Annotated in this window: 14 protein-coding genes; 9 read left to right on the top strand and 5 right to left on the bottom strand. The window is 62.8% G+C overall.

Annotation, left to right across the window (positions count from 1 at the left end):
- Positions 1–24 precede the first annotated feature (24 nt).
- The 5 genes from AC4LFW_RS08430 (at position 25) to AC4LFW_RS08410 (ending at position 5,600) form a co-directional block, all read left to right on the top strand.
- Entirely contained in the window at positions 25–627 is a 603-nt protein-coding gene (locus AC4LFW_RS08430) for a flavin reductase family protein (protein ID WP_491818636.1), read from the top strand.
- 154 nt (positions 628–781) lie between these two features.
- The gene (locus tag AC4LFW_RS08425) at positions 782–1,699 is read left to right on the top strand and encodes an AAA family ATPase (RefSeq protein WP_491818635.1); all 918 of its coding nucleotides are present in this window, start codon (positions 782–784) and stop codon (positions 1,697–1,699) included.
- 32 nt (positions 1,700–1,731) lie between these two features.
- Positions 1,732–2,694, top strand: a complete 963-nt coding sequence (locus AC4LFW_RS08420; RefSeq protein WP_491818634.1) for a DUF58 domain-containing protein — start codon at positions 1,732–1,734, stop codon at positions 2,692–2,694.
- Positions 2,691–4,706, top strand: coding sequence for a transglutaminase TgpA family protein (locus tag AC4LFW_RS08415; RefSeq protein ID WP_491818633.1), 2,016 nt, complete (start codon positions 2,691–2,693; stop codon positions 4,704–4,706). Before AC4LFW_RS08420 ends, AC4LFW_RS08415 begins: the two co-directional genes overlap by 4 nt.
- 96 nt (positions 4,707–4,802) lie before the next feature.
- The gene (locus tag AC4LFW_RS08410; protein WP_491818632.1) at positions 4,803–5,600 is read left to right on the top strand and encodes an acyl-CoA thioesterase; all 798 of its coding nucleotides are present in this window, start codon (positions 4,803–4,805) and stop codon (positions 5,598–5,600) included.
- A 79-nt stretch (positions 5,601–5,679) separates the two neighbouring features.
- Here the strand turns inward: AC4LFW_RS08410 and AC4LFW_RS08405 are convergent, their stop codons facing one another.
- Positions 5,680–7,152: a methyl-accepting chemotaxis protein gene (locus tag AC4LFW_RS08405; protein ID WP_491818631.1), complete on the bottom strand. Its 1,473-nt coding sequence runs from the start codon at positions 7,150–7,152 to the stop codon at positions 5,680–5,682.
- Between the two features lie 111 nt (positions 7,153–7,263).
- The gene (locus AC4LFW_RS08400) at positions 7,264–8,064 is read right to left on the bottom strand and encodes a TatD family hydrolase (protein WP_491818630.1); all 801 of its coding nucleotides are present in this window, start codon (positions 8,062–8,064) and stop codon (positions 7,264–7,266) included.
- Positions 8,065–8,234: 170 nt separating this feature from the next.
- Here AC4LFW_RS08400 and AC4LFW_RS08395 point away from each other — a divergent pair, with 170 nt between their 5' ends.
- The gene (locus AC4LFW_RS08395) at positions 8,235–9,641 is read left to right on the top strand and encodes an MltF family protein (RefSeq protein WP_491818629.1); all 1,407 of its coding nucleotides are present in this window, start codon (positions 8,235–8,237) and stop codon (positions 9,639–9,641) included.
- A gap of 91 nt (positions 9,642–9,732) precedes the next feature.
- On the opposite strand, the gene greB is transcribed toward AC4LFW_RS08395, so the two are convergent.
- The 3 genes from greB to AC4LFW_RS08380 all read right to left on the bottom strand — a co-directional run bounded on the left by greB (position 9,733) and on the right by AC4LFW_RS08380 (position 13,479).
- A complete protein-coding gene (gene greB, locus AC4LFW_RS08390) occupies positions 9,733–10,230 on the bottom strand; it encodes a transcription elongation factor GreB (RefSeq protein WP_491818628.1) in 498 nt (165 codons plus the stop codon).
- Positions 10,231–10,294: 64 nt separating this feature from the next.
- Entirely contained in the window at positions 10,295–12,796 is a 2,502-nt protein-coding gene (locus tag AC4LFW_RS08385) for an ABC transporter permease (protein WP_491818627.1), read from the bottom strand.
- On the bottom strand, positions 12,793–13,479 hold the full coding sequence (locus AC4LFW_RS08380) for an ABC transporter ATP-binding protein (RefSeq protein WP_491818626.1): 687 nt from the start codon (positions 13,477–13,479) through the stop codon (positions 12,793–12,795). Before AC4LFW_RS08380 ends, AC4LFW_RS08385 begins: the two co-directional genes overlap by 4 nt.
- Positions 13,480–13,489: 10 nt before the next feature.
- On the opposite strand from AC4LFW_RS08380, the gene AC4LFW_RS08375 reads away from it, so the two are divergent.
- The 3 genes from AC4LFW_RS08375 (at position 13,490) to AC4LFW_RS08365 (ending at position 15,454) form a co-directional block, all read left to right on the top strand.
- Positions 13,490–14,095 carry an arylesterase gene (locus AC4LFW_RS08375; protein WP_491818625.1) on the top strand — a complete coding sequence of 202 codons (606 nt, stop codon included), beginning with the start codon at positions 13,490–13,492 and terminating at the stop codon, positions 14,093–14,095.
- A 44-nt stretch (positions 14,096–14,139) separates the two neighbouring features.
- Entirely contained in the window at positions 14,140–14,421 is a 282-nt protein-coding gene (locus AC4LFW_RS08370; RefSeq protein WP_491818624.1) for a hypothetical protein, read from the top strand.
- A 70-nt stretch (positions 14,422–14,491) separates the two neighbouring features.
- Positions 14,492–15,454: a L,D-transpeptidase family protein gene (locus AC4LFW_RS08365; RefSeq protein ID WP_491818623.1), complete on the top strand. Its 963-nt coding sequence runs from the start codon at positions 14,492–14,494 to the stop codon at positions 15,452–15,454.
- The last annotated feature ends 42 nt before the right edge of the window (positions 15,455–15,496 follow it).

The following is a 15,496-nucleotide window of genomic DNA, read 5'->3' as shown; positions in this document are numbered from 1 at the left end:
CCAGACCGAATCGGCAGGAATTCCATGCAACTCGACTTTTCCAAGCTGACGCCCGTCGAGGCTTATCGCTGGCTGACTTCGACCGTCACGCCGCGCCCGATTGCCTGGGTCTCGACATGCTCGATGGCGGGCGTCAGTAACCTAGCGCCCTTCAGTTTCTTCCAGGTCATCAGCAGCGAACCACCAACCCTACTCATCAATGTCGGTCTCAAAGACGGCCTGTCCAAGGACACGGCTCGAAACGCCCGCGACACTGGAGAGCTGGTCATCCAACTCGTCAGTGCGGAGCAAGCCGAGGCGATGAATGCATCTGCTGCAGCCTTGCCTCACGGCCTCAGTGAGTTCGAACATTGCGGGATACCCAGCGAGCCTGCCCGCATCGTCAAGGTGCAGCGCGTCGCCGGCGCGCCGGTCGCTTTCGAATGTCGCGTCGCGCAGATACTGCCTTACCCGGCCGAGTCGCCCAGTTGCGAACTCATATTTGCCGAGGTGCTGCTGGCCCATGTCGAGGATCGCGTCCTTGACGAACGTGGGCGTATCGATCCGGCCCGGCTCGATCTGGTTGGGCGGCTTGGCGGCGCAGCCTACAGTTACACCCGCGAGCGTTTCGACATGCAGCGGCCCTAGCAGGCCACTGCTTCGCTCGGATCAGCGATTGACCTCATCACCAACAGGCACCCAAGGATCGGCGTCAGGTCACGACTTCGTCACGGCAGGTTTCTATCGCTATGCCTGAGGCGGGCCGGCCAGTAGGATCGACAAACGAACACAGGAGAGTCGCATGCGTGCCCGATTGGATGTCTGCCTAGGCGCGGTAAACGAAGTTCTACTCGGCAAGCAGTCACAGGTTCGCCTGGCCATGGCCTGCCTTCTGGCAAAGGGGCATCTGCTGGTCGAGGACCTGCCGGGCATGGGCAAGACGACCCTCAGTCATGCGCTGGCCAAGGTGATGGGGCTGGAATTCCAGCGCATTCAGTTCACCTCGGACTTGCTGCCCGGCGATATTCTCGGCACCTCGGTTTTCGATAAGGACAGCGGTCAGTTCGTGTTCCATCCCGGGCCGATCTTCGCCGAACTGGTGCTGGCCGATGAAATCAACCGGGCCACGCCGAAAAGCCAGAGCGCGCTGCTCGAGGCCATGGAGGAGGGGCAGGTCACTATCGAGGGGGCGACGCGACCGTTGCCGGAGCCGTTCTTCGTGGTCGCTACGCAGAACCCGGTCAACTCTGGCGGTACCTTCGCCTTGCCTGAATCCCAGCTGGACCGCTTTCTCATGCGGCTGTCGTTGGGTTACCCGGCCAAGGCGGCTGAAAAAGCGCTGTTGCTGGGCGACTCGCGGCGTGACCTGCTTGCCCGGCTGCAGCCAGAGTTGGATCGGGCCGGGCTCTCAGCCATTCAGCAAGCGGTGGCTGCGGTGCGCGTCAGCGATGCGCTGGTGGATTACGTGTTGCGCCTGGTGGAGGCCACACGCACGCAGCCGCAGTTCGCCTGGGGGTTGTCACCGCGTGGCAGCCTCGCACTTCTGGCGGCGGCACGTGCATGGGCATTCCTGGATGGGCGCGAATACGTGATCCCTGAAGACGTCCAGGCGGTATTGCCGGCAGTGGTGGGCCATCGATTGCGTGAGCGTGCCGATGCCACAGGGCATGGGGGCGGTGCGTTGGTGCAATGGCTGCTACGTGAAGTTCCGGCGCTCTGATGCCGCCTCGCCAGGCTTGAAGGAAGACGCCCATGCGAGTGCTCCCACGGATTCGCGATCGCTGGCTGCTCAAGCGCATCCCGCCGGGCCCCAGTGTGCAGCTGGACCAGCGACGAATATTCATCATGCCAACCGCGGTGGGCATGACCTATCTCTTGTCGCTGCTGCTGATGCTGATTGCCGGGATCAACTACCAGAACAGCCTGGCGTATGCACTTACCTTTCTACTGGGCTCGGTATTTATCGTCGCGATACTGCATACCTGGCGAAACCTGGCGGGTCTGATCGTCCAGGCGGGCGGCTCGGAAGCCGTGTTTGTTGGCGAGCAGGCGCGCTCGCGGGTGCGCCTGGAGAGCCGGGGGCGGGTGTATCAGGCCGTGTCGATCGGGTGGCCAGCAAGCGGTCTGCAAAAGGTCGACGTGCCGGCGGGGGGCACCTGCGAGATCGAACTGAGCCTGCCCACCGAGCGTCGTGGCTGGTTGAAGCCTGGACGATTACGGGTAGAAAGTCGATTTCCGCTGGGCATCCTCGTGGCATGGAGCTGGGTTGACCTGCAGTTGTGCCCGTTGGTCTACCCCCGTCCGCTGGAAGGAGATCTGCCGACGGCCAATGGCCTGGCCGAAGACGAGAGCGACGGCGTTCGTACAGGCGGCGCCGGTATCGATGATTACCATGGCTTGCGGCCCTGGCAGCCGGGCGACTCGCGCAAGCGGCTGAACTGGAAAGCCTATTCGCGAGGCCAGGGATTGTTGGTAAAAGACTTTACCGAACTGGCCGGGAATGACCCGCTGCTGGATCTCGACCGGCTCGAAGGGGATATCGAGTCCCGCTTGTCGCTGCTCTGCCACTGGGTGGTCGAGCTGTCGGCGCAGCAGCAGCCATTCGCGCTGCACGTTGCGGAAACGACCATCGATGCCGGAACCGGCCTCGAACATCGCAGCCGCTGCCTGCGGGAGCTGGCACTGTTCGGTCAGCCACCGGAGGCGGATCGATGAGCGGCGTACAGCCCATTCCGCGCAACGGACTCGTCTGGCTGCTGGTGGCACAGGTGCTTGTGATCCTGCCGCACCTGGGCCATTTGCCGGTATGGATCATCGGTCTCTGGATCGGTTGCGCTGCCTGGCGCGTGCAGATTTTCCGCATGCGGGCCAGCTATCCGCGCAGCTGGGCGAAGGCGCTATTGATGGTGGGTGCTGCGCTAGGCGTGTATTTGTCGCGCGGCAGTCTGGTCGGCCTCGATGCCGGGGTGGTGCTGCTGATCGCGGCGTTCATCCTGAAGCTGGTGGAGATGCGCAGTCGTCGCGATGCGCTGGTACTGGTATTCCTCGGTTTCTTCGCGGTGGTCACCAGCTACCTGTTCAATGACAGCCTGCTCGCCGGGCTCTACAGCCTGGCGCCGATCACTGCTCTGCTGGCCGCCATGATCGGCCTGCAACAAAGCACCATGGGCACTCATCCCTGGCCTACGCTGCGTTTGGCGGGTGCACTGGTGCTGCAGGCAGTCCCGCTGATGCTGGTGCTCTTCGTGCTGTTTCCCCGCCTGGGGCCGCTCTGGTCATTGCCGCAGCCAGGGGAGCGCGGGGTTACGGGGCTGGCTGACAGCATGTCGCCAGGAGATATCGCCGAGCTCAGCCGCTCGAGCGCACTGGCCTTCCGGGCGAGCTTCGATGGGCCTATTCCCGACCGGGATCGGTTGTATTGGCGGGCGGTGACCTTCGAGCGCTTCGATGGGCGGCGCTGGTCCCAGTCCAGTGCATCCCAGCAGCCGCTGGCTCCAGCCTGGACGCCCAGAGGCACGCCGCTCGTGTACAGCATCGTGATGCAGCCCAGCGGACAACCCTGGCTGTATGCGCTGGATGTGGCACAGGTCCAGGCGCAGGACGTACGGCTGATGGCCGACTTCCATCTGGAACGGCCGAGCGCCGTGGTAAAGCCGCTGCTGTACCAGGCAACATCCTGGACAGATGCCTTGCGTGAGCCCGACGCAGGACCTGCCACACTGCAGCGCTCGCTGCAGCTTCCCGCGGCTGGCAATCCCCGAAGCCGGACGTGGGCCGTGCAGCTGCGCCGCCAGCACCAGACAACCGACGCGACCGTGCAGGCCCTGCTGCGGCATTTCAACCAGCAGCCCTATGGCTACACCCTGCGCCCGCCGCCGGTGGGTGCCGATATCGTCGACGGTTTCCTGTTCGATACGCTCAACGGCTTCTGTATCCACTACGCGGGTGCGATGACATTCGTGCTGCGCGCTGCCGGCATCCCGGCGCGCGTCGTTGCCGGCTACCAGGGCGGTGAGATCAACCCGTCGGGCAACTACCTGTCTGTCCGCCAGCTTGATGCCCATGCGTGGGTGGAATACTGGGAGGCAGGCCGGGGTTGGGTCAGGGTGGACCCGACCTTTCAGGTTGCGCCTGAACGCATCGAGCAGGGGTTGGAAGAGGCGCTCACGGGTGAACAGGATCTGCTGGAAGATTCGCTGATGGGGCTCCGCCGCTATCGCGACATTGGCTGGCTGAACGGATTGCGGTTTGGCTGGGACAGCCTCAACTATGGCTGGCAGCGCTGGGTGCTCGATTACCAGGGCGACCGGCAGCTTGCGGTGCTGCGAGGTCTGTTCGGCAAGGCCGACGCTCACAAGCTCGGTATGCTGATGGTGGGTGCCGGCGCGCTGTTGGTAACGCTGCTGGCGCTTTTTCTACTCAAGCCCTGGCAGCGCCATCGCGATGCCCAGCTGCGCCAGTTCCAGCGCTTCGAGCGGATGCTGGTTCGTCAGGGTGTCGTACGGCAGGCCGGAGAGGGAGCAAGAGACTTTGCCGAGCGAGCGGCAACGCAGCTTCCCGATGTGGCTGGTCTGGTCCGCGATTTTGCTCGCCTTTACGAGCAGGCACGCTACGCGGGCCAGCCAACCGACAAGGCGGCGATGCGAGCTGTGCTGGGCAAGCTGAGGCGCCAATTGTGCTGGCGGTCGAGCGTCGGACGCCGTAACAGGGCAACAGACGGCTCATAGTTCTGCGCAATGGCGCGCTATCAACGCCGCCCAGCATCCAGCTTTGTGCTTTTCTCATCGCTAAGATGTTTCTGACAATAACTAGCCGAGGTGGGCATGACCCTATCCGAACTGATACAAGCCGTGCGGGTGAATCCTGGACAAGTAGTCGTTCCTGGCAGCTGGGGCCAGGGGCGGGCCGGTTTCGGCGGGCTGGCGGCGGCGCTGGTCTACGAGGCCATGCAGGCTGAGGTCGCCGAGGGGCGTCCCGTACGGTCGCTCGCCATAACCTTTGTGGGGCCGCTGATGGTCGATACCCCGGTCAGCTTCGAGGCCGAAGTGTTGCGTGAAGGCAAGGCGGTCAGCCAGGTGCTCGGGCGGGCTATCCAGGATGGCCAGGTCGTGACCCTGGTCCAGGGCAGCTTTGGCGCTCCGCGATCCTCGACCGTTCGGGTGGCGGCCGAGCCAGCGCCTCAGTTGCCCCCTGTGGATAGCTGCCAGGAGTTGCCCTACATCAAAGGCGCTACCCCAGAGTTCAGTCGTCACCTGGCCATGCGCTGGGGCATCGGTGGGTTGCCATTTTCCGGAAGCAGGTCCCGTGAGATGGGCGGTTGGGTTCGACTTCGCGAAGAAGAGGTTCGGGAGACGGTCACCGCTTCGCATCTGCTGGCGCTTGTGGACGCCTGGCCGCCTGCGGTTCTGCCGCATCTGAACAGCTTCGCACCGGGCAGCTCGCTGACTTGGACGATCGAGTTCGTGCAGCCATTGCCAGTGCTCGATACCCATGAGTGGTGCCGCTACCGTGCCGTGATCGAACACGCGCAGGATGGCTATGGCCATTGCGCTGCAGCTTTGTGGACGGGTAATGGAGAGCTGATTGCCCTGAGCCGGCAGACAGTAACGGTGTTTGGCTGAGCAATACGATGCAGGGCTGTCTGCGCCAAGACCATCTGACAACTTCGCAGAGCCCTCAGGCTCTGCTTACAGATTCCTGTCAGAGTTTGAGTTGACGAATGGCCTTGCTCAACTCGCCCGAGAGGGCTGCCAGTTCCGCGCTGGTGGACGCCGAAGCGACCGTCTGCTGGACGGTCTGCTCCGTGACGTCGCGGATGCCGGTGACTGATCGATTCAGGTCCTCGGCGACGTCGCTCTGTTGTTCGGCTGCCACGGCGATCTGCGTGTTGCTTTCGCGCATCTGCGCAACTGCCGCTGTAATGGCTTCCAGGGCGAGCCCCGCTTCGCGTGCTTCACGCACACAGCCGTCGGCCTTCAGCGAGCTCTCCTGCATGAATTCCACGGCGTCGCGGGTCATTGACTGCAATCCCGCCACCATCTGCGTAATTTCGTCAGTCGACACCTGGACACGTTTGGCCAGGCTGCGCACCTCGTCGGCCACCACCGCGAAGCCACGGCCCATCTCGCCGGCCCGTGCCGCTTCAATGGCAGCATTCAGCGCGAGCAGGTTGGTTTGCTCGGCAATCCCGTGAATGACGCTGACAACCCCGTTGATTTTCTGACTGTCAGAGGCAAGTTGACCAATCGTCTCGGCAGTCTGCTGGACTCCTTGTGACAGGCTGGCAATGGAGCGCTCCACCCGCGACACCACCTGATGACCGTCGCCGGCCAGGCGGTCAGCGCTCTGCGATTGATCGCGGGTTTCTCGGGCGTGTTCGGCGATGTGATGGACTGTGGCTGTCATCTCGTTGATCGCCGTGGCGGCCTGGTCGGTTTCGCTCTGCTGGCCGAGCATGCCCTGGCGCACCTCATCCATGCTCGACGCCAGTCGAGCCGCCCCTTCGTCCAGCTGAGTAGCCGCCTGGGCCACGGTGCCGACAATGCGCTGATAGCCGGCCTGCATGGCGTTGAACGCAGCGGCCATCTGGCCCACTTCGTCGTCGCTGTCCAATGGCACCCGAACGGCAAGGTCGCCACTGCGCTCCACATGCACCATGACGTCCTTCAGGGTGTTGAGGTGGCTGAGCAGGAAACGGATGAGCAGCTGCGAGGCCGCCAGCAGGATGAACATCAGCACGGCGACGGCAATGGCATAGCTGAAAAAATGCTCGCCCAGGAGCTGCCAGGCGCTCGGCGAGCGCGCCAGAACGGCCAGATTCTCACCGTTCGGCCTGGCCACGAGCTGGGCACCCATGACGGGGGTCGTGCCGAACAAACGATCATGATCGAAGGCGACCCAACCCGGGGTAGCCGCTACCGGACGGCCGGCGATGACGATGGCCTGACCCGCTGCAAACACCTGAAGGTCCTGAAACTGCGGTATTGGGGCGTCGTCCGGCCAGGCCTGAAGCAAGCTGCCGTGCTGCTGCGCCGAACGCTGGGCATCCAGGCTGCGCGAGTGCTGCTCTAGCTGCAAGGCGAACAGGACCAGCAACAGCGTGGTGGCAAACGCCACCATGTTCAGGGCCCAGAACTTGTACTTCAGGGAAAGATCGCGAATCCACAAAACCATGGGAGTTCTTCTTCTGTCGGTGGCCTGTACGGCCCGCAAGGGCGACGGTGTCGCGTGGCGCGACCCGTTCAGTTAACGGCAGAAATGCGCCTGGCTTGAGCTGCTCAGAGATTATTCAGGCGAGATGCGAAAAAAGGCCTGGGCGCAACGCGTTGTGGTCTCCGCCAGCTCTTCCTCGCTCTGGGCGCGATGGCGCGCCACCTCGCGGAGGACTTCCGGCAGAAATGCCGGTTCGTTCTGGCCGCCCTTGGGCTTGGGCCGCAACGTGCGAGGCAGCAGATAGGGCGCATCGCTTTCGATCATCAAGCGGCTCGACGGGATGTCGCGAACAAGCGGGTGCAGGTGCGTGCCGCGGCGTTCGTCGCAGATCCAGCCAGTGATGCCTATGTGCAGGCCCAGATCCAGATAGCGGTAGAGGGCTTGTTTCTCGCCAGTGAAGCAGTGCACTACCGCGTCGCTGAGCCTGTCGCGGAACGGCCGGATGATTTCGACCAGGCGCTGGTCGGCGTCGCGTTCGTGGAGGAAAACCGGCAGGCCAGTATCGACAGCGAGCTGCAGGTGTTCCTCGAGGACGCGTTCCTGCTGCGGACGGGGAGAGTGATCTCGATTGAAGTCCAGTCCGCACTCACCGACCGCACGTACTTCGGCTTCGTTCAGCAGCGATCGGAGCTGGGAAGCAGACTCGGATGTCCACTGGCTCGCGTCGTGAGGGTGGATACCTGCAGTACAGAACAGCCCCACACGACTGTCGCCCAATTCGCGGCAGAGTCTTATGGCCGCTTCGCTCTCGTCTATGCTGGTGCCGGTCAGTACCACTTGTACGACCCCAGCCGCATGAGCGCGATCCAGGACGGCGCGTGGGTCACGAAAGGTTGGGTGGGTGAGGTTGACCCCGATATCGATCAGCTGCATAACGACCCTCGCTTATCACATGAAAATATAACCATATTTATCAAAAGCTTATTTGGATTATCTAAGCCTCTTTGACATGTCTGGCTGGCGGCTTGTCCAAGGCTGTGAGAACCTTTCGCGCCTGCGGCGGATCTGCCGCTTGCATCTGTCCCGTTGAGTCGAACCCATCAATGATCCGACTGCTACTGTTTCTGTGCTTGCTGGTGACAGTACCGATGCCGGCGTTCGCCCGGGTTGTCGGTCCCGTCGCCTGGCAATCGGCAGACACGGTACGTGATCTTGCCGAGATTCGCCGCAGCGGTGTACTGCGCGTGCTGGTCAATCAGAGCCGCAACAGTTCCGGAGAGGTCAAGGGCGAGCCGATTGGTGTGGAATACGTGCGCCTGCGTGCATTCGAGCAGTTTCTCAACCGTGACTCACGAGGCCGCCCGATCAAGCTGGAGATCATTCCCAAGGCCAAGGACCAGCTGCTCGCGGCGCTGCAGCGAGGCGAAGGTGACCTCGTTGCGCCCGGTGAGCTGCTCGATGACGGGAAGATGGCACGGCTAAGTCGCAGTCGGGCGGTGGTGCGGGACGTGCCGCTGGTGCTGGTCAGTACCAAGGGCAGCCGTCGCTACACACGGCTCGACCAGCTGTCCGGGCGCAGCCTCGCATTGTCTGCCGGGAGCGCAGCAGGCCCGGTACTGGAGCGAATCAATCGCGAACTGATGGACGCCGGACGCGCACCGATCGCTGTCGAGTGGGTCGATCCGACCCTTGCGGTGGAAGATGTGCTGGAAATGGTTCAGGCAGGTATCTATCCAGTGACCATTGTCGAACGGCCCATCGCCGAACGCTGGGCCAAGGTACTGCCAAAGCTCCACATCGAATCCCGGCTTTCGCTGGGTGAAAGCGCTGCAATGCACTGGTTTCTGCGAAAGGAGGCGACCATGTTGCGCGCCAGCACGGACCGTTTTCTCAAAAGCTACAGCGCACCAGAGAACCAGGACGCGGCCTTCGTCCGGGTGTATCGACGGCTCTATCGCGTGCAGTATCCACTGGATCGTCTTGGGCGCCAGCGTCTGGAGAAGGTGCGTCCGACTCTGCAGCGGCATGCAGAGCAGCAGGCGATCGACTGGCTCAATCTTGCAGCGCTGGCGTTCAAGGAATCGACACTGGATCCCTCCGCAAGGGGAGCATCAGGCGCCACCGGCTTGATGCAGATGATGCCCGCCACGGCTCGATCAGTGGGCATCGGCGATGTAGGCAAGCTCGACAACAACGTGCTGGCCAGTGCGAAGTACCTGGCCAGCCTCCGCCGACAGTTCTTTTCCAGCCCTCGATTGAACGAGCGTGAGCGCATGGCGTTCGTTCTTGCCGCCTACAACATGGGGCCGCAGCGGGTGCAAAGCATGCGTGCCGAGGCGCGTCGCCGCGGCTTGAACCCCGATCAGTGGTTCTTTCAGGTCGAGCGGATCGCCATGGAAACCGTGGGCATGGGTGTAGTGAGCTACGTCAACGCCGTGAACAAGTACTACCTGGCCTACGCCCGGGAGCGTTATCTGCTCGAAGGCGGCCCGCAAAGCGCTTCCAACTGATGGATCAATGAGCAGAGTTGAGGCTCACTGCGTTGTGCCCGGTACGCGAGACCATGCTGGAGCGTCGACCCTTGATGAAAAAACTGTTCGCTCAGGGATAGTTGATCGCCACGATGTACCACAGCTTCGTTCCGGTCGGGGTCTGCACCTGCACTTCGGCATCAAGGGTCTTGCCCACCAGTGCTCGTGCCAGCGGCGAGTCGATACTGATCAAGCCCTGGCGCAGGTCCAGTTCATCAGGTCCGACAATCCGATAGCGAGCTTGCTCGCCATCTTCGTCTTCGACTGTCACCCAGGCGCCGAAATATACCTTGCCGGGGTCACTTGGCCCCGCACTGACAACCTTGAGCTTTTCAAGCCGTTTGGTAAGGAAGCGGACGCGGCTGTCGATTTCGCGAAGCATCTTTTTACCGTAGGTGTATTCGGCGTTCTCCGAGCGGTCACCTTGCGCAGCGGCTTCACTGACCGACTGGGTGACCTGCGGTCTTTTCACATGCCACAGCTCGTGCAGTTCGGCTCGCAGCCGCGCCTCGCCTTCGGGCGTAATAAGCGGTGTTCCAGCGGGACGGGGCGGGCGGTAACGGCTCATGTTCGGTCCGGATCAGGCGCAGGGTCGAGCATTCTATAGCCGGTCGGGTCGGTTGCTACAGTCATCAATTGTCCCGCAATACGTCGAGTGGACTGGCATTCAGCGCTCGACGCGTACCCAGCACGCCGGCCGCACCTACCAGCAGGGCACCGATGACTGGCAACAGCAGCAGCCAGGGGTGCGGCTGCCAGCGCAGATCGAAGACGAAGTGATAGAGCAGGGCGCTTACCAGCTCGCATCCCACGGCAGCGAGCAGTCCGCTGGCGGCGCCTAGGACACCGAACTCGGCACGCCTGGCCTTGAGTAGCAGGCGGCGCTCGGCGCCCAATGCCCGTAGCAGCGCGCCTTGGCGAATACGCTCGTCGAGGGTCGCCTGCAAGCCAGCGAAGAGAACGGCCAGACCGGCCGCCAGGACGAACATCAGCACATATTCGACGGCCAGGGAGACCTGGGCCAGGATACTGCGCAGCTGGCTGAGCAGTGCCTCTACCTGAAGAATGGTGGCGGACGGAAAATCCCTCGCCAGCTGCACCAGTTCGCGCTCCTTGCCCTCCGGCAGATGGAAGCTGGTCATGTAGGTAGCCGGCACGTCTTGCAGCGTTTCTGGCTCGAAGATCATGTAGAAATTGGGCTGGAAGCTGTCCCAGTTGACTTCGCGCAGGCTCGTCACGCTGACATCACGGGTTATTCCGCCCACTGAAAAGCTCAGGCGGTCACCCAGGGTCAGGTTCAGGCTTGCGGCCAGCTCCGCCTCGACCGAGACGCCTGGTAGCTCTCCTTGTGTGCCATCCCACCAATGACCAGCCGTGATGCGGTTGTCCGAAGGCAGCTCCTGTGCCCAGGTCAGGCTAAGATCCCGGCGGATGGCGCGCTCGCCCTGGCTTTCCTTGCTGACCAGCTCGCGCACCGGCGCACCGTTTATGGCGATCAGGCGACCGGGTACGACGGGATAGAGCGGCGCGGAATGGTCAGACAGGGCCGCCATGCGTATGGCGAAGTCATCACGGTCGGCTGGCAGGACGTTCAAGACGAAATGATTCGGCGCATCGTCGGGTAGCTGGTTTTGCCAGGTGTCCAGCAGCTCACCGCGCAGCAGTGCAATCAGCGCCATGGCAAGCAGTATGAGACCGAAGGCCAGCGATTGCCCTGCGGCCGCCAACGGGTGACGAAGCAACTGGCCGAGGCCCAGGCGCCAGGGCAGCGATGCGCCAGACAATGCGCGGCGCAGCCCTTGCAAAGCGAGCAGCAGGAGACCCCCGAGGACCAGGGTGGCCAGCAGACCGCCGCCCAGCAGCGCGAGGGTTATCTGCAGATCCAGACTCAGGCGCCACATGATGAGTCCAAGGGCAAGGATTGCAGCGCCATAAACGAGCCAGGAACTGGGCGGAACAGGCAGCATGTCGCGTCGTAAGACCCGCAACGGCGGGACTCTTCCAAGCGCTGCCAGCGGCGGCAGTGCAAAACCAGCCAGAGCAACGAGACCGGTGGCGATGCCTGCCAGGGCCGGCCAGAGTGTCGCTGGAGGCACTTCGCTGACCACCAGCTCCCGCAACAGAAAGAACAGGCCGTGTTGTGCCGCCCAGCCCAGCAGGGCACCCGTAGCGCTGGCGACGACGCCCAGATAAGCCAGCTGCAGGGTATAGAGCGTCAGTGCTTCCTGTCGTGACAGCCCCAGGCAGCGAAGCAAGGCACTGCTGTCGAAGCGGCGGGCCGCAAAGCGAGCCGCCGACAGGGCGACAGCGACGCCGGCCAGCAAGACGGCGGCCAGGCTGGCGAGGTTCAAGTACCGCTCGGCACGATTCAGCGCTCCGCCAATCTGGCGGTTCCCATCCTTTGCGGTCTCGATACGCTGGTGCGGCTGGAGTTCCGGTTTGATGGCCTGCTCATATGCCTCCAGCTGTGCCGTCTCGCCACGCCAGAGCTCCCGATAGCGCACGCGGCTGCCCGGCTGGACGACGCCGGTCGCGCCGAGATCGTCCAGGTGCATCAGTACGCGTGGCGTCAGGCTGTAAAAGTCGCCGACCCGGTCGGGCTCGTAGGTCAGAACCCGGGTCAACTGCAACGACTGGTTGCCGACGTCAATGCGGTCGCCAATCATCAGATTCAGGGCAGCGAACAGCCGGGCCTCCGCCCAGGCTTCACCCGGGGCTGGGCCCCGGCCCGGCTCTTCAGGGCTGTAGGGGGCGGGCGCACTGCGCAGCTCGCCGCGTAACGGGTAGGCATCGTCGACGGCCTTGACGCTGGCCAACTGAAGGTCGTCGTCGGTGGCTATGACACTGGAGAACTCCACCACCTGTGCGTGATCAAGTGCCAGGCGCGTACCCGCTTCGATCTGCCCGGGTTCAGCAGGTGCGCTGCCGCGCAACACGAGGTCGGCGCCGAGGAACTCGGTAGCGCGCAGCAACATCGCATCATTCAGTCGCGCACCGAAGTAGCCGATGGCCGTGCTCGCTGCAACGGCAATCAATAGCGCAAAGAACAACACCCGCAGCTCACCGGCGCGGGCATCGCGCATCAGCTGACGAAGTGCAAGGGAGGCCAGCCGGCTGGCGGGAACACGCCTCATCCCAACTGCTCGCTTGGGAGCTGGCGTCCCCCTTCGAGCCTCAGCAGGCGCTGGCATCGCTGGGCCAGCCTTTCATCGTGGGTCACCAACACCAGGGTGGTACCGCGTTCCCGGTTCAGTTCGAACAACAACTCGATGACGGTCGCTCCGGTGTGGCTATCCAGGTTGCCGGTCGGTTCGTCGGCAAACAGCACCTCCGGTTCGGCAGCGAAGGCGCGCGCCACAGCGACCCGTTGCTGCTCCCCTCCGGACAGTTGCCGAGGATAGTGATGCAGCCGAGCGCCAAGGCCGACTCGCTTCAGCAATTCGCTGGCCTTGGCCTGGGCGTCGCGACGGCCATGCAGCTCCAGTGGCAACATCACGTTTTCCAACGCGTTGAGACTGTCCAGCAACTGGAAGGACTGAAAGACAAAACCGACATGTTCGGCCCGCACCCGGGCGCGCCGGTCCTCGTCCAGCGCACCCAGATCATGGCCCGCCAGGTGCACCTGACCGGAACTGGGCAGGTCCAGGCCGGCAAGCAGGCCGAGCAGGGTCGACTTGCCCGAGCCTGAAGTGCCGACAATGGCCAGGCTGTCACCTTTGTTCAGGCTCAGTGACACCTGGTCGAGTATGGCCAATTCGCCTTCCGTGCTGGGTACCACTTTGCTAAGGTTCCGCGCATCAAGAATGCTGGCAGTCATGGAGAGTCCGATGGGAAAGTGGCTGAGAGGTGTGGCATTGGTGCTGCTGTGCTGGGCTCAAGGAGCCCTGGCCGGGACGGTACTGGTAGTCGGCGATAGTATCAGCGCCGCTTTCGGCCTGGAAACAAGCCAGGGTTGGGTGCAACTGCTGCAGGAACGCCTGGATTCACATGCGCCGGACTACAAGGTGGTCAATGCCTCCATCAGCGGAGACACCACGGCTGGCGGGCGCTCCAGGCTGCCAGGACTGCTCAGTGAGCATGACCCTGACGTGGTCATTCTGGAGCTTGGTGGCAATGATGGGCTGCGTGGCCAGTCGCCCGTCCAATTGAAACAGAATCTTGCCGACATGATTGACCAGTCCCGCGAGGCGGGGGCTCGCGTCCTGGTGCTCGGCATGCTGATGCCACCGAATCTCGGGCAGCGCTACACCACGGCATTCGCTCAGGCTTTCGAATCGCTTGCCGACGAGAAGGAGCCTGCCTTTGTCTCCTTCTTTCTGGAGGGAGTAGGTGGGGTGCCGGGCATGATGCAAAGCGATGGCATTCATCCCGCAGCGGGTGCTCAGCAGCGTTTGCTGGATAACGTCTGGCCGGCTTTAGAACCCTTGCTTTGAGCGGTGCACGCGGCTACTGTCGCGCCCCTCGATCGGAGCATCAGATGCCGCGCCCAGCCTGGACCCTTTTTGCCTACCGCCTTATCGTCCCCGACGAACAGTTCGACCTGTTTGCCTGCCGCGAGAACCGCCTTCATCTGGCGTTGCGGCAACTGGAGTTGAGCGGGCAGGTTGATCGTACCCTCTGTGGAGGCTTCCTGCCGTCCAAGCCGCGTTGGCAGGACCTGGAACGCACCGCCCTCAAGGATCGAAGGCTCTGTCCAGCCTGTCGTCAAGCTCTCAGTGCTCAACGGCGTGGCCTTCTGTCCTTCATCAGTGCCTGGTAGCTCGGCGGCTGCTCGCACTTCGAGTACAATCGGCGCCAACAACCGTACCTCGATCCCAAGGAAACCCTGAATGCTCTCGCGTGCGTCTGCAGTCGCTTCCTGTTTGTCACTTGCTGCCTCGCTGTTGGCCGGACCGGTGGCGGCACTAGAGTTGCCGCTCCCTCCGGTGGGCGAAGATGTCGTAGGTGAAATCCAGGTCATCAAAGCCAAGTACGAAGACACTTTCGCGGCCTTGGGCGAAACCCATGACCTCGGTTACCTCGAGCTCGTCGCGGCCAATCCGGGTGTCGACCCGTGGCTGCCGGGCGAAGGTACAGACGTCATACTGCCGACACGCTTCATACTCCCGCCCGGACCGCGCGAAGGCATCGTCATCAATCTTGCCGAGTACCGCCTCTATTACTATCCCGAAGGAAGGAACGTCGTTCATACCTTTCCGCTCGGCATTGGACGCGAAGGCTGGGGCTCGCCGGTCGGTAAGACACGAATTTCAGCGATGACCAGCAATCCAGCCTGGTACCCGCCCCAGTCGATCCGGGCCGAGCATGCTGCCGAAGGTGACCCCCTGCCGAAAGTCGTGCCGCCGGGGCCTGACAATCCGCTCGGTCCGTACAAGATGAGCCTGGCGCTGCCCGGCTACCTTATCCATGGGTCCAACAAGAAATTCGGCATCGGCATGCGTGTCAGCCATGGCTGCTTCCGTATGCTCAATCACAACGTGCTGGAGCTGGCCGGACTGGTGAAGGTCGGCACACCGGTGCGCATCATCGATGAGCCGTACAAGTTTGGGGTAAGTCAGGGCAAGGTCTATCTGGAAGCGCATACCCCGCTGCAGGACGAGGACAAGCACATGACGCTGATGGACAAGCATGCGGTAGTAATCAATACGCTACTGAAACGTGACGAGACGGCAGGCGTGCTGCAGCTGGATTGGGAAATGGTCAGAGACGTCATTGCCGGTGAAGACGGCCTTCCGATCCAGATTGCCGAGCAGGGGCAGGCCCTGGCTGTTCAAGAGGAACACATATTCTGATCCGCTTTTAGGCGGGCAACAAAAAGCCGACCTGAAAAGGTC

It is taken from the genome of Stutzerimonas sp. C6.4V (genome assembly GCF_058536345.1).
The sequence above is the reverse complement of the archived record's forward strand: the minus strand, read 5'-3'. Positions and strand labels throughout refer to the sequence as shown.

Bases quoted from the DNA above. Each gene is read 5' to 3' on its own strand.
- AC4LFW_RS08370 (WP_491818624.1), top strand. From the start codon at position 14,140: ATGCCGCGCCCAGCCTGGACCCTTTTTGCCTACCGCCTTATCGTCCCC.
- AC4LFW_RS08385 (WP_491818627.1), bottom strand. From the start codon at position 12,796: ATGAGGCGTGTTCCCGCCAGCCGGCTGGCCTCCCTTGCACTTCGTCAG.
- AC4LFW_RS08420 (WP_491818634.1), top strand. From the start codon at position 1,732: ATGCGAGTGCTCCCACGGATTCGCGATCGCTGGCTGCTCAAGCGCATC.
- AC4LFW_RS08375 (WP_491818625.1), top strand. From the start codon at position 13,490: ATGGGAAAGTGGCTGAGAGGTGTGGCATTGGTGCTGCTGTGCTGGGCT.
- AC4LFW_RS08425 (WP_491818635.1), top strand. From the start codon at position 782: ATGCGTGCCCGATTGGATGTCTGCCTAGGCGCGGTAAACGAAGTTCTA.
- AC4LFW_RS08405 (WP_491818631.1), bottom strand. From the start codon at position 7,152: ATGGTTTTGTGGATTCGCGATCTTTCCCTGAAGTACAAGTTCTGGGCC.
- AC4LFW_RS08410 (WP_491818632.1), top strand. From the start codon at position 4,803: ATGACCCTATCCGAACTGATACAAGCCGTGCGGGTGAATCCTGGACAA.
- AC4LFW_RS08415 (WP_491818633.1), top strand. From the start codon at position 2,691: ATGAGCGGCGTACAGCCCATTCCGCGCAACGGACTCGTCTGGCTGCTG.
- AC4LFW_RS08380 (WP_491818626.1), bottom strand. From the start codon at position 13,479: ATGACTGCCAGCATTCTTGATGCGCGGAACCTTAGCAAAGTGGTACCC.
- AC4LFW_RS08365 (WP_491818623.1), top strand. From the start codon at position 14,492: ATGCTCTCGCGTGCGTCTGCAGTCGCTTCCTGTTTGTCACTTGCTGCC.
- AC4LFW_RS08430 (WP_491818636.1), top strand. From the start codon at position 25: ATGCAACTCGACTTTTCCAAGCTGACGCCCGTCGAGGCTTATCGCTGG.
- AC4LFW_RS08400 (WP_491818630.1), bottom strand. From the start codon at position 8,064: ATGCAGCTGATCGATATCGGGGTCAACCTCACCCACCCAACCTTTCGT.
- greB (WP_491818628.1), bottom strand. From the start codon at position 10,230: ATGAGCCGTTACCGCCCGCCCCGTCCCGCTGGAACACCGCTTATTACG.
- AC4LFW_RS08395 (WP_491818629.1), top strand. From the start codon at position 8,235: ATGATCCGACTGCTACTGTTTCTGTGCTTGCTGGTGACAGTACCGATG.